The organism is Kocuria marina (assembly GCF_000786655.1).
GTDB lineage: Bacteria > Actinomycetota > Actinomycetes > Actinomycetales > Micrococcaceae > Kocuria > Kocuria marina_A.
Map to the genome: position 1 here is coordinate 17366 of NZ_JROM01000021.1, position 12373 is coordinate 29738.

The 12373-nt window shown below is 69.5% G+C and carries 14 protein-coding genes; 2 read left to right on the top strand and 12 right to left on the bottom strand.

Annotated elements, in window-relative coordinates:
* Window positions 1-22 precede the first annotated feature (22 nt).
* Window positions 23-1009 (top strand): quinone oxidoreductase family protein, encoded by a 987-nt coding sequence (locus tag AS25_RS05860; RefSeq protein ID WP_084118035.1) that lies wholly within the window; start codon window positions 23-25, stop codon window positions 1007-1009.
* A gap of 71 nt (window positions 1010-1080) precedes the next feature.
* Here AS25_RS05860 and AS25_RS05865 read toward each other — a convergent pair whose 3' ends face one another.
* The 10 genes from AS25_RS05865 to infC form a co-directional block, all read right to left on the bottom strand.
* The gene (locus AS25_RS05865; RefSeq protein WP_035963255.1) at window positions 1081-1692 is read right to left on the bottom strand and encodes a hypothetical protein; all 612 of its coding nucleotides are present in this window, start codon (window positions 1690-1692) and stop codon (window positions 1081-1083) included.
* 30 nt (window positions 1693-1722) lie between these two features.
* Window positions 1723-4275, bottom strand: coding sequence for a phenylalanine--tRNA ligase subunit beta (pheT, locus tag AS25_RS05870; protein WP_035963258.1), 2553 nt, complete (start codon window positions 4273-4275; stop codon window positions 1723-1725).
* A gap of 4 nt (window positions 4276-4279) precedes the next feature.
* Window positions 4280-5338 (bottom strand): phenylalanine--tRNA ligase subunit alpha, encoded by a 1059-nt coding sequence (gene pheS, locus AS25_RS05875; RefSeq protein ID WP_035963266.1) that lies wholly within the window; start codon window positions 5336-5338, stop codon window positions 4280-4282.
* 255 nt (window positions 5339-5593) lie between these two features.
* Window positions 5594-5965 carry a type II toxin-antitoxin system death-on-curing family toxin gene (locus AS25_RS05880; RefSeq protein WP_035963270.1) on the bottom strand — a complete coding sequence of 124 codons (372 nt, stop codon included), beginning with the start codon at window positions 5963-5965 and terminating at the stop codon, window positions 5594-5596.
* Entirely contained in the window at window positions 5962-6168 is a 207-nt protein-coding gene (locus tag AS25_RS05885) for a ribbon-helix-helix protein, CopG family (RefSeq protein ID WP_253270490.1), read from the bottom strand. The genes AS25_RS05880 and AS25_RS05885 overlap by 4 nt, the downstream gene beginning before the upstream one ends.
* Before the next feature lie 329 nt (window positions 6169-6497).
* On the bottom strand, window positions 6498-6941 hold the full coding sequence (locus tag AS25_RS05890) for a (deoxy)nucleoside triphosphate pyrophosphohydrolase (protein WP_035963272.1): 444 nt from the start codon (window positions 6939-6941) through the stop codon (window positions 6498-6500).
* 47 nt (window positions 6942-6988) lie between these two features.
* Complete coding sequence (locus AS25_RS05895) at window positions 6989-7927, bottom strand: TrmH family RNA methyltransferase (RefSeq protein ID WP_035963274.1); 939 nt, start codon at window positions 7925-7927, stop codon at window positions 6989-6991.
* Between the two features lie 8 nt (window positions 7928-7935).
* The gene (gene rplT, locus AS25_RS05900; protein ID WP_035963276.1) at window positions 7936-8322 is read right to left on the bottom strand and encodes a 50S ribosomal protein L20; all 387 of its coding nucleotides are present in this window, start codon (window positions 8320-8322) and stop codon (window positions 7936-7938) included.
* Between the two features lie 92 nt (window positions 8323-8414).
* A complete protein-coding gene (gene rpmI, locus AS25_RS05905; RefSeq protein WP_035963278.1) occupies window positions 8415-8612 on the bottom strand; it encodes a 50S ribosomal protein L35 in 198 nt (65 codons plus the stop codon).
* A 118-nt stretch (window positions 8613-8730) separates the two neighbouring features.
* Window positions 8731-9825 (bottom strand): translation initiation factor IF-3, encoded by a 1095-nt coding sequence (gene infC, locus AS25_RS05910; RefSeq protein ID WP_437123710.1) that lies wholly within the window; start codon window positions 9823-9825, stop codon window positions 8731-8733.
* A gap of 218 nt (window positions 9826-10043) precedes the next feature.
* Between infC and AS25_RS05915 the strand changes: the two genes are divergently transcribed.
* Complete coding sequence (locus tag AS25_RS05915) at window positions 10044-10514, top strand: DUF1844 domain-containing protein (RefSeq protein WP_035963280.1); 471 nt, start codon at window positions 10044-10046, stop codon at window positions 10512-10514.
* 80 nt (window positions 10515-10594) lie between these two features.
* On the opposite strand, the gene AS25_RS05920 is transcribed toward AS25_RS05915, so the two are convergent.
* Together AS25_RS05920 and priA are read right to left on the bottom strand one after the other, a co-directional pair.
* Window positions 10595-11548 (bottom strand): SseB family protein, encoded by a 954-nt coding sequence (locus AS25_RS05920; protein WP_253270492.1) that lies wholly within the window; start codon window positions 11546-11548, stop codon window positions 10595-10597.
* Window positions 11541-12290 carry a bifunctional 1-(5-phosphoribosyl)-5-((5-phosphoribosylamino)methylideneamino)imidazole-4-carboxamide isomerase/phosphoribosylanthranilate isomerase PriA gene (gene priA, locus AS25_RS05925; protein WP_035963285.1) on the bottom strand — a complete coding sequence of 250 codons (750 nt, stop codon included), beginning with the start codon at window positions 12288-12290 and terminating at the stop codon, window positions 11541-11543. The genes AS25_RS05920 and priA overlap by 8 nt, the downstream gene beginning before the upstream one ends.
* Between the last annotated feature and the right edge of the window lie 83 nt (window positions 12291-12373).

Genomic DNA, 12373 nt, shown 5'->3' on the forward strand with positions numbered 1-12373 from the left:
TAGAACGAAAGGGCTAGCACCCATGAGCGAGACAACCATGCAGGCCGTCATGGCCGAGGAAGCCGGCGGACCGGAGGTATTACGGGCGCGCGACGTCGCCGTACCCGAACCGGGCCCCGGACAGCTGCTCGTGCGCACCGAGGCCACGGGCGTGAACTTCATCGAGACCTACCAGCGCTCCGGCATGTATTCGGTGGACTTCCCGTTCACCCCGGGCTCGGAGGGCGCGGGCGTGATCGAGGCCGTGGGCTCCGATGTTCCCGACGACGCCGCCGTCGCCGTGGGCGCGCGGGTGGCCACCGCCGAGGCGTCCGGGACGTACGCGCAGTACTTCCTCGTGGACGCGGACAAGGCGCTGCCCGTGCCCGACGACATGGACCCGCAGATCGCCGGCGCACTGCCGCTGCAGGGATTGACCGCGCACTACCTGGTGCGCTCCACGTTCCAGCTCACCCCGGACCACACCGCGGTGATCACCGCCGCGTCCGGCGGCGTGGGCGGGTTGGCGATCCAGCTCATGAAGCGCATCGGGGCCACGGTCATCGCGCTGACGTCCACGCCCGAGAAGGCCGAAACGGCCCGGGGCCTGGGCGCGGACCACGTCCTCCCCTACGAGAACTTCGCCGAGAAGGTGCGGGAACTCACGGGCGGGCGCGGCGCGGACGTCGTGTACGACTCCGTGGGCAAGTCCACGTTCGACGAATCCATCAAGGCCACCCGCGTGCGGGGTACCACGGTGCTCTTCGGCGGTTCCTCCGGGCAGGTACCGCCGTTCGACCTGCAGCGGCTCAACAGCTCCGGTTCCCTGTACGTGACCCGTCCCTCGCTCGCGTACTACACGCTCGACCGGGACGAACGCACATGGCGCTGGGGTGAGCTGATGGACGCCGTGAGCGCCGACGAGCTCACGGTTCGCGTGGGCGGCACACACGCACTCGCCGACGCCGCCGAGGCCCACCGCGATCTCGAAGGCCGCGGCACCCAGGGGAAGCTACTCCTTCTCCCGTAAGGTGCGTCGCGAACACGATGAAGGGGCCGGATCCGATAACGGATCCGGCCCCTTCTGCTCGCCGAGAGAACTCACACCCCCGGGCGCACCCCTCGGTGGACCCGGCGCACGCCCCACACGGTCAGGGCGACTGCCGCGAGCGCGGCCACTCCCAGGGCCCCGGCCTTGACCCGCTGCCCCGTGACGGTGGAGTCCGTGACCCCGTCCATCCCGTAGCTGCCGGGCTCGTCGGTTTCCACGACCCGCAGGGTTCCGTCCTGCACCGCGAGCAGGGCGTCCACCTGCTGCGGGAAGTCGGAGTCCTGCACACCGTTCTGGGTGCCGCGGAACGTGATCTGGTTCCCCTCGGTCTTCTTGACGGGATCGTCGAGCCGGTTGTCGAACGGGTAGCGTTCGGTCAGCTCGTTCTTGGGCATGATGCCCGCGTAGATCCCGTTGTAGTCCTGGGTCACGAGGTCCTTGGTGAGTGTCTGGTACGTCCCGGAGACGACCATCGACTCCCCCGCCCACTCCTCCAGCCGGGAGGCCTTGTCGAAGGACAGCGCCGAGAGCAGCCCCAGCAGCAGGCTCACCACGGCGCCCAGCAACACGATGAGGACGATCCACCATCCTCGGGCACCACCGGGTCGGGTGTCCTGGTCGTGCTCGTCGAAAGCGATGAGTTCCTGGGCGTCGTGGCTCACGGTATGACTTCTCCTGGCTGGTGGGGGTGGTCAGCTTCGGATCTCGGCGCCGTGTTCGCGATGCGCGGCACTCACGGCGTTCTCACGGGCCTCGGAGGCCTCGTCCGCGGTGAGGGTGCGATCCGGGGCGCGGAACCGCAGCGCGATCGCCACGGACTTCTTGCCCTCGGGGATGCCCTTGCCCGCGTACACGTCGAAGACCTCAGCCGCTTCGAGCAACTCACCCGCGCCGCGACGCACCGTGCTCAGCAGGTCCGCCGCGGGGACGTTCGCGTCCACCACGAGTGCGACATCCTGGGTGGCCGCGGGGTAACCCGAGATCGCCTGCGCGGTGACCGCCGAGGCCTCACGATCGAGCAGCGCCGAGAGGTCGAGTTCCACGGCGCACGTGCGCTCGGGCAGACCCTGGGCCGCGACGAGCTTGGGGTGCAGCTCTCCCGCCATACCGATCACGGCGCCGTCCTGAGTGCTCAGCTGCGCAGTGCGCCCGGGGTGGAACGCGTGATGCGAGCCCTGGGTGACCCTCAGCTCCACGCCCACGCTGCGTGCGGCGAGCACGGCGACGTCGAGCGCGTCCTGCCAGTCCAGGGTGCGCGGCGCAACCCACGGGCCTGCAGCGGCGTCGTGCCCCGTGAGCACCGCGGCGAGCCTGCGCGGCTGGTCGGGGACGGCGGCGTCGAGCCGTTCGAGCTCCGGAGCGGCCGGGCGCACGCCGAGCGGCGGGATGGGCTGGGTGTCCGGGGTGTAGCCGTCCGCGAGGAACACGTGGCCCATCTCGTAGAGGGCCAGGTCCCGCAGTCCGCGCGAGTGGTTGCGCTTGAGCACCTCGAGCAGCCCGGGCAGGATGCTCACCCGCAGCAGGGACTGGGCCTCGCTGATGGGGTTCGCGAGCTTGATCGACGCCACGTGCTCACCGTCCGCGCTGCCCCACAGGTCGTTGTCCGCCTGGGACACGAACGGGTAGCTGAGCACCTCGGTGAGCCCGGCGGCCGCGAGCGTGTTGGCCACGCGGCGTCGCGCGGCCTGCGAGCGCGTGAAGCCGCGCCCGGGAGGCGCCACGGGGAGGCGATCGGGGATCTTGTCGTAGCCGTCCAGACGCGCGACCTCCTCGACGAGGTCCTCCTTCTCGAGCAGATCCGGGCGCCACGACGGCGGGACCACGGTCCAGCCGTCCGCGGTCTCCGTGACCTCGGCGCCGATGGCCACGAGGCTGCGCTCGACGACCTCTGGAGAGTAGTCCACTCCAACGCGCGCCGCAGGGTAGCCCGCGGGCAGCTCGATCGCGGCGGGGCGGTCCGTGTGGTCCACGTCCGTGACCCGCCCGGAGTCCGTGCCGCCGGCCAGCTCCACGAGGAGGTCGACGACGCGCTGCGCAGCAACCGGTGCGAGCTGCGGGTCCACGCCGCGCTCGTATCGCTTGGACGCCTCCGAGGGCAGCTTGTGGCGGCGGGCGGTGCGGGCGATCGAGACCTCGTCGAAGCGCGCGGCCTCCACGAGCACGCGCGTGGTGTTCTCCCCGACCTCGGTCGCAGCACCGCCCATGACGCCGGCGAGGCCCACGGGACCGGACTCGTCCGCGATCACGAGGTCCTCGGAGTTCAGCTCACGGGACTTGTCGTCCAGCGTGGTCAGCTTCTCTCCCGCCCGCGCACGGCGCACGGTGATCCCGCCCTGCAGGGTGTCTGCGTCGTAATTGTGGATCGGCTGGCCGTACTCGAGCATCACGTAGTTGGAGATGTCCACGGGCAGGCTCAGGGAGCGGATCCCGGCCAGGCGCAACCGGGACACGAGCCATGGCGGGGACGGGATGGACGGGTCCACGTTCTCCACGATGCGCACCGCGAAGCGGTTGCATCCCGCGCGGCCGTGGATCGGGGCGTCGTCGGACACGGTCACGGGGAACCCGTCCTCGGTGGACGCGGGCACCCGCGGCGCGAGCTCCGCCACGGGATCCGTGAACGGTGCGCGCACCGCGTGGCAGTACTCGCGGGCGATCCCGCGGATCGAGAACGCGTACCCGCGGTCCGGGGTCACGTTGACCTCTGCCGCCGAGTCGTAGAGACCCAGCAGCTCCAGGGCGTCGGAGCCGATCTCGGGGTCCAGCCCGATCCGAGACAGCACCAGGATGCCGTCGTGGTCGTCGCCAATGCCGAGCTCGCGCACGGAGGCGATCATGCCTGCCGAGATGTGGCCGTAGGTCTTGCGCGCGGAGATCCGGAAGTCACCCGGCAGCACCGCACCCGGAAGGGCGACGACCACCTTGTCACCCACCGAGAAGTTGTGGGCACCGCAGATGATTCCCTGGACGCCCGAGGGGTCGATGCCCTTGCCCGTCAGCGTCTGCTCATGGCCCTCCGGCACCACGCGCACGGAGCACCAGTTCACGGTCTTGCCGTTGGAGTGGGTCTCGGGCTCCATGGAGAGCACCTGGCCCACCACGATCGGACCGGAGAGGGAGTCGGAGGGGCGGTGGACGTCCTCCTCCTCAAGACCCACCTTCACGAGGGTGGCCAGGACGTCCTCCGCGGTGGCGTCCTCGGGAACGGGCGCGTACTCACGCAGCCATGACAAAGGAACTCGCATTGCTCTAGATCTCCATCCCGAAGTGTTCGCTGAAGCGGACGTCGCCCTCGACCATGTCGTGCATGTCCGGGACGTTGTTGCGGAACATCAGGGTCCGCTCGATGCCCATGCCGAACGCGAACCCCGAGTAGCGCTCGGGGTCGATCCCCGCGGCCCGCAGCACGTTGGGGTGCATCATGCCGCAGCCACCCCACTCAATCCACCGCGGTCCGCCCTTGGCGGTGGGGTGCCACACGTCCAGCTCCGCGGAGGGTTCGGTAAAGGGGAAGTAGTTGGGCCGCAACCGGATCGCGGCCTCCGGGCCGAACATGGTGCGCGCGAAGTGGGTGAGGGTGCCCTTGAGGTCCGCCATGGACAGCCCTTCGTCCACGGCGATGCCCTCCACCTGGTGGAACACGGGGGTGTGGGTCGCGTCCAGTTCATCCGTGCGGTAGGTCTTGCCCGGGCACACCACATACACCGGCAGCTCGCGCTCCAGCAGCGAGCGCATCTGCACCGGCGAGGTGTGGGTGCGCAGCACCAGGTGTGACGACGGCGGGTCCACGAAGAACGTGTCCTGCATCTGCCGCGCCGGGTGGTCCGGCTTGAAGTTCAGCGAGTCGAAGTTGAACCACTCGTGCTCGAGCTCCGGTCCCTCCGCGACCTCCCAGCCCATGCCCACGAAGATGTCCCCAATGTGGTCCATCAGGTTGGTCAGGGGATGCCGTCCGCCCAGCCGACGACGCCGCGTGGCCGCCGTGACGTCCACCGCTTCCTCCACAAGGATGCGGGCATCCCTCTCCTCCTCGAGCACGGTGGCGCGTGCCGCGAGTGCCTTGTTCACGCGTCCGCGGGCCTGCCCCACCAGCTTGCCCGCGGTGGCCTTGGCGGCCTTGTCCAGCTCACCGATCGCACGGTTGGCCAGCGCCAGCGGGGATTTCTCCCCCGTGTGGGCCAAGCGAACGGTCTTCAGCTCGGAGAGGTCGGCGGCGGCCTCGATCTCACGTAGTGCGTGCTCGACGGCGGCCGTCACCCCGGCCTCGTCGGTGGGGTCCACCGCGGCGGACGGTGTGGTCTCGGACATGGTTTCTCGCGTTCCTACTGGCGGACGGTGTTCTCACGAGCTCGCTCCCCTTGCGGGTGAGCCGCTTCCGTGCAAATGCCCGCAGCGTGGCCGGTGCGGGCAGGGTCAGTCTAGTGGAGTGATTCGAGGTGCCGCCCAACCTGAGGCACCTCACGCGCTACAGGATGACCGCCCGCTGACCAACCGCACCCCGAATTCCTCGTTCGGGGCCGCCACGACGACGGCAGGTTCTTGATGGGCACTGTCACTATCACCTCACGGCCAGGAGATCAGATGCTCCTTGAGTGTCCGGGCGCTCTCCTCCAACGGGATCGCGTCGTTGGCGACGGCGAGCACCAGATCGAACGCTGTATCGGTGTCGAAATCATGCCGATAGTCGTTGAGCCCGAGGAAGACGACCATGAGCGTCCACGCCGTCCGCTTGTTCCCATCCACGAGGGCGTGGTTGCGAATCAGTGACTCCAGTAACGCAGCTGCTTTCAGTTCGATCGCGGCGTAGGCATCCTCACCGAACACCGTGGTCGCGGGTCTGGCGAGTGCCGAGGCGAGGAGGCCGACGTCGCGGACATGGAACCCGAAGTGGTCGATGACGTAGAGGGCGTCGGCGAGGTCGGGGTACGCCGTCACGCGTCTTCGAGTCGCTTCAGCAACTGGGCGTCGTGCGTCTCGACGAATCGGAGGGTATCGTCAACGAGATGACGGCGGGTGTGGCGCTCGACGATGAGCTGGGCCCCCTGGAGGAGCAGAGAGCTCTTGGACGTGTGTTCGGCGGCGGCGATCTCATCCAGCCGGCGATTCAGATCCTCGGGAAGTCGCACGTTGATGGCCATGACTCATGGTACCAAAGCGGTACCACCCCCGTTGCCCTGTAGCGGGGCCCACGAAGAACGTGTCCGCCAACTCCCGGGCCGGGTAGTTCGGCGGCGGATGAACGGACGCACCAACGGCCGCGCCGTGAGTGCAGCCCACCGCCATGGGGCACGAGCTCAGCCCCGTGCTGAGACGCATTCTCCGGACGTCCCCACGGCTCGCTGAATGAAAGCCACGTTGGGTAGATCCGGCCAGTACGGAAGGAACGTGCCGGAATCAGGGTGAACATCCATTGGTCCCAGGCTGTACCAGACCGGGATTCACGTGGGTGACTGCTGACTCGGCGAGGTCACGGAGCGATCCGCTCCAGCAGTGCACGCACGATCGGCACGTCCGCGGGGATCCACGGCAGAGCCAGGACAGTGTCTGGGTCATGGAGCGGAACCCACCGCACGGCCAGGTGATCTGCGCCCACCACGGGTGCGTCCGCCGTGGTTCCGGTCCACACGCGCATCGCGGCCTTCTCGGACAGTGGCCACCCCTGGGCATGGGGGCCGAAGATCTCATCCAGTAGTTCCACCCGCACCGACAGCTCCTCCGCGCATTCGCGCACGAGTGCTTCCTCGGCGCTCTCCCCCGGTTCCTGTTTCCCGCCCGGGAACTCCCACAGTCCGCGCAGATCCTCGGGGTAGGCCCGCTGGGCGGCGAGGAACGCGGTGGGGTGTTGCGCGTCGTCGAGCAGGGCCACTCCGACCACCTGGGTCCGGAAGCGCGCGGGAAGAACGGAAGTCATAGTGCCCAGTGTGTCATCGGCGCTTCACAGAACGCCGTGAGCACGGGTCAGCGATCCGCGATCCGGCGCTGGGCCTGCGCCGACGCATACAGGCACACGGTCGCGGCGGTGGCCACGTTGAGCGATTCGGCGGCCCCGTACAGCGGCACCGCCACGGACAGATCCGCCGCCTCGACCTCCGCCTCGGACAGTCCCTGCGCCTCGTTGCCGAACAACCACGCGGTGGGCTGTTCGAGGGGGTACGCCACGTCCCCCGCGGGAGTGCCCGCGGCGCGCAACACCGCGGCGTCGGCCAGCTCGGAGACCGTCACGGAGGCGTAGCCGTCCGCGGCGAGCACACCGATACCGTGTTCGCGGGCCGCGGCGACGACATCGGCGAGTTCCACGCCCGTGAACACCGGGACGTGGAACAGCGACCCCGCCGAGGAGCGCACGGATTTCGGGTTGAACGGGTCCACGGTGCCCGGGGTGCACAGCACGGCGTCCGCGCCGGCGGCGTCCGCGGTGCGGATCACGGTACCCGCGTTGCCCGGGTCCTGCACCCGGACCAACACGCCGACCAGACGTGCGGCACCGAGGGCGCGAGCGGCGTCGTCAGAGGCGTCCGACGCAGAGGAAGGGAACCGGCACACCGCGAGCATCCCCTGCGGCGTGACCGCATCGGTCATGGCCGCCAGGACCTCCGGGGTGACCGCCCGGACGAACACGTCACCGCGGTCGGCGAGCGCGGCGAGATCCGCGGCGATCCCCGGATGCCGGTCGAGCTCCTGCAGGGTCACGTACACGGCGTCGAGCCTCGGCAACCCGGCAGCGGGGGAATCCGCGAGCGCGAGACGGACCGCCTCGCGCACGTTCTGCGGGCCCTCGGCGCGGAACAATCCGCGCTTGGAACGCATCGAGCGCCTGGTCAACGCGGCCACGTCCTTGACCCGATCGGCTCGGGGGTTGGACAGCAACCGGTCTTCCAGGCGCTCGACGAACGTCACAGCGGCACTCAGGCGGCGGTGCGGGGCGCGGAGGTGTCCTCCGGCAGGGCGTCCTTGGCCACGCGGACCAGGGTCGCGAACGCGTTCTCGTCGCTCACGGCCAGCTCGGCCAGCATGCGACGGTCCACCTCGACCTCAGCGGCCTTCAGGCCCTGGATGAAGCGGTTGTAGGTCAGACCATTCGCGCGGGCGGCGGCGTTGATGCGCTGGATCCACAGCCGACGGAAGTCGCCCTTCTTCTTGCGACGGTCGTTGTAGGAGTAGGTGTACGAGTGGAGCATCTGCTCCTTGGCCTTGCGGTACAACCGGGACCGCTGACCGCGGTAGCCCGAGGCCTTCTCCAGAACTTCACGACGCTTCTTGTGGGCGTTGACCGCCCGCTTCACACGTGCCACGTGCGTACTCCTAACGATTCGGTTCCGACCCCTGCCGGAACATGACTACCCGCCGCGCAAACGCGGCGCTGACGAAATGGAAGAGGAAGGGCCTACTTGGCCAGCATCCGCTTGATGGCCTTGGCCTCACCCGGGGTGGAGACGATCTGGTCGCCCGCGAGACGGCGGGTCAGACGCGAGGACTTGTGTTCCAGGTAGTGGCGGCGGTTGGCCTGCTGGCGCTTGACCTTGCCCGAACCGGTGAGCTTGAAACGCTTCTTGGCACCGCTGTGGGTCTTCATCTTCGGCATGGTGGCCGTCTCCTTTTACATCGACCGGTGGGGCACACCGGTGGGTCGCGGCACACGGCCGCGACCACGCTGGTGTCGGGCGATCACACGCCCAACGTTGTCAATTCCTGTGCCGGGATTACTTCTTGGCGGGCCCGGGCTTGAACGCCCCGGGCTTCGGTGCCGCGGGCTTGGCCGCCGCGCTCGGCTTCGCGGGTGCGGGCTTCGCACTCGGCTTCGCGCTTGCAGCGGGCTTGGGGCTCGCTGCGGGCTTGGGTGACGACGCCGATGCGGTACCCGCCTGCGCCGCCGTCGGCTTGGCCGCCGTGACCTTGGTGTCCGCGGTGTCCTGTTGTGCAGGAGCCTCGGGCTGCGCCGGAGCCTGGGTGGCTTCGGTACCGGACGCCGGCGCCACGGTCTCCTGGACCTTGTCCTCCGCTGCGATGGGAGCGCTCTGCGAGCTCTCCGCCTGCGCGGTGGCGGCCTGACGCAGTTCCGCCGGGAACGCATCCCCGATGGACTGGGTCACGGACTCGGCCTTGGAAGTGTCCACCCGCTGCTTGCGCTGGTTCTCGGACTGCGACTTCTCCCGCTGCTTCTGCTTGCGGGCCTCGGCGCGAGCCTCCGCCTTGTTCTTGAGCGGACCGATGACCATGACCATGTTGCGACCGTCCACGCGGGGCGCGGTCTCCACGGCACCGACCTCGGCGACGTCGTCCGCGAGCCGCTCGAGCAGACGCACGCCCATCTCGGGGCGCTGCTGCTCACGACCACGGAACTGGATCATGGCCTTGACCTTGTCCCCCGCGGAGAGGAAGCGCTTGGCGTGGCCCACCTTGGTCTCGTAGTCGTGCGTGTCGATCTTCAGACGGAAACGCACTTCCTTGAGCACCGTGTTGGCCTGGTTCTTGCGCGCCTCACGAGCCTTGACCGCGGCTTCGTACTTGTACTTGCCGAAGTCCATGAGCTTGGCCACGGGGGGCTTGGCGTTGGGTGCGACCTCGACCAGATCGAGATCCGATTCTCGGGCCAGCCGCAGCGCGTCCTGAACGCGAACGATGCCGACCTGCTCGCCGCCAGGTCCGACCAGGCGGACTTCCGGGACACGGATTCTGTCATTGATACGTGGATCGCTAATGCCAAGCTCCTGAGTTCGTGGGTTTCCCCGTGGTTGGGTCCTGGACCACAACGAAAAACCTCCGCTGCGGCACGCGCGAGCGGAGGTGAGAACCACACAGGGACCGGCACGACACGATCGCCGCTGGGACGTCATGTTCGTTCGGTCACGAACCCGGGCACCTGGTGCCGAGTGATCGCGTCATTCGGCGGGCGGCGGCGGGTGGGAGTCATCTCCGCTTGCACACTGCCCACCAATATAACCCATCCGGGGGCGTGGAGGCCAGTCGAGGGACGGCCCCGCGCCGGGCGATCCCGCTGTTCTACAGTGGTCCCATGTCCGAGCAGCCGCGCTCCGAGCGCTTCGAATTCACCGACACCGCATCGTCCCCGGGCACCGCCCACGGTCACGCCGCCGCCCACGACCACGGCGCCTCCGATCCCGGTGCACTGCCCGACGAGACGCTCGCGGAGGTGAACAACCAGATGCGTGACATCGCCGAGGTCCCCGCGGTCGAGGTCATCACGACCGCCGCCGTCCACCTGATGAGCGCCGCCGCCGTGAAGTGCGGTCTGGCCGCCGAGGAGAACGCCGAGGAACTCAAGGACCTGGACGAGGCGCGCAAGCTCATCATCGCCCTGGCGGGTCTGATCACCGCGGCCGCTCCTGAGATCGGTTCCCAGCACGCGGGCCCGTTGCGCGACGGCCTCAAGTCCCTGCAGCTCGCATTCCGCGAGGCCTCCCCGTTCCCCGACGCTCCCGGCGCCGGGCCCGGCGAGAAGTTCACGGGCCCGGTCTACGGCTGAGCATCCAACCCGTCATGAGGACGCGGCGCGCGACCTGTGGTCGCGCGCCGCGTTCGTCGTATCGGCCTCACACGTTCACGTCAGGCGGTGAGCCGGACCTCGATCGAATCCACCGCGTCCGCCATGACGGGCTGAGCCGCGAGCCGCTGCTGGTAATGCCCCACTGCTGCCTGAACCTGCTCCGTGGATAGCCCCGCCCTCAGCTGCAGGGTGACCGTGAGTTCAGGTCCTTCTCCCCCGCCGCGTAGCGTAGCGCCGTCGGACCGCGCGGCATTCACACCGCGGCCCGGGCCAGCGAGCGCGGCCACGATCTCCGGGCGCCCGAGTGCCGCGCGCGTCACGGCGTCGTCCACCGCGAAATCCCGGTACGACGGCGCCCACGCGTGTCCCTGCGCCACGGCCCACAAGGCGGGGCGTCGGACCACGAAGGCCGGATCCGTTCCCGGATCCACGACGAGCAGCGCGGAGCCGTCCTGCACCGCTGACAGCGCGGCACGGCGGATGTCCGCGGCGACCGGACGGGCCCGGGAGTTCCACCGGGTCAATGCGTCGGTGGACGTGAACACGGGCAGGGCCTTGCGGCCGTCGGCGGCCTGCAGGCTCACGAGCGCCATGTCCGCTTCCTTGTCCGAGACCAGACCGTCCTCCGTGATGTGGGACCGGGAGACCTGCGCCACGATGGGCACGAACACCCGGATCCCGGCGAGCGCGGCCACGACCTCTTCCTCGCTCGCGGCACCCGCGCGCCATGCGTCAAGTGCGCGGGAGACCTTCGGGTCCGCGGTGCCCGGATCGTCGGGGAACTGGTGGGTGTGGCTCGTGCCCTCCCCCAGATTGCGGCCCTCCCACGCCTGCCCGCCGGTATCCGTGGGGCCACCGGCCGAACGCAGCTGGGCGGCGATGTGCGCGGGGAGGGCGCGAGCGCCGTCGGCCCCGGCAACGCGTGCGGCGCGGTCGGAAGCCGCGGTGTCACCGCGCCCGGAGGGCGGGTGGGGCTCGCGTCCGGACCCGCGATCTGCGTGGTGCTCAGGCACTCGGGCGACCGGCGACGTCCAGGGCTTCGGCCAGCGTGAACTTGCCGGCGTAGAGCGCCTTGCCCACGATCGCGCCCTCGACCCCGGCCGGCACGAGCTCGCGTAGCGCGGCGATGTCCTCGAGGGACGAGATCCCGCCCGAGGCCACCACGGGCTTGTCCGTGCGGCGGGCGACCTCGGCCAACAGCTCGGTGTTGGGCCCGCGCAGCGTGCCGTCCTTGGTCACGTCGGTGACCACGTACCGCGCGCAGCCGTCGGCCTCGAGGCGCTCCAGCACCTCCCACAGGTCGCCGCCGTCCTTGGTCCAGCCGCGCGCGGCGAGCGTGGTGCCGCGCACGTCCAGACCCACGGCGATCCGGTCCCCGTGCTCGGCGATCACGCGATGCGTCCACTCGGGGTTCTCGAGCGCCGCCGTGCCCAGGTTAATGCGCGCGGGGTCCAGGGACAGGACGCGCTCGAGGGACTCGTCGTCCCGGATCCCGCCGGACATCTCGATCTTGAGTTCGAGGTGCGCGGCGACCCGGCGCAGGACGTCGATGTTGTCACCGCGACCGAACGCGGCGTCGAGGTCCACGAGGTGCAACCATTCGGCGCCCGCGTCCTGCCACGCGAGGGCGGCCTCGAGCGGGTCGCCGTACCCGGTCTCGGAGCCGGCCTCCCCCTGGACCAGGCGCACGGCCTGGCCGCCTTGAACGTCCACCGCGGGCAGCAGTTCCAAACGGCGTTCGGTGGTCTCGGTCATGTCTCTCCTCACGTGGCGCCCGCGGGCGCCGTGGTGGTCCGGTGGTTGATTGGATTGTCGCGGTGCGGCGCGCGCCCCGTACC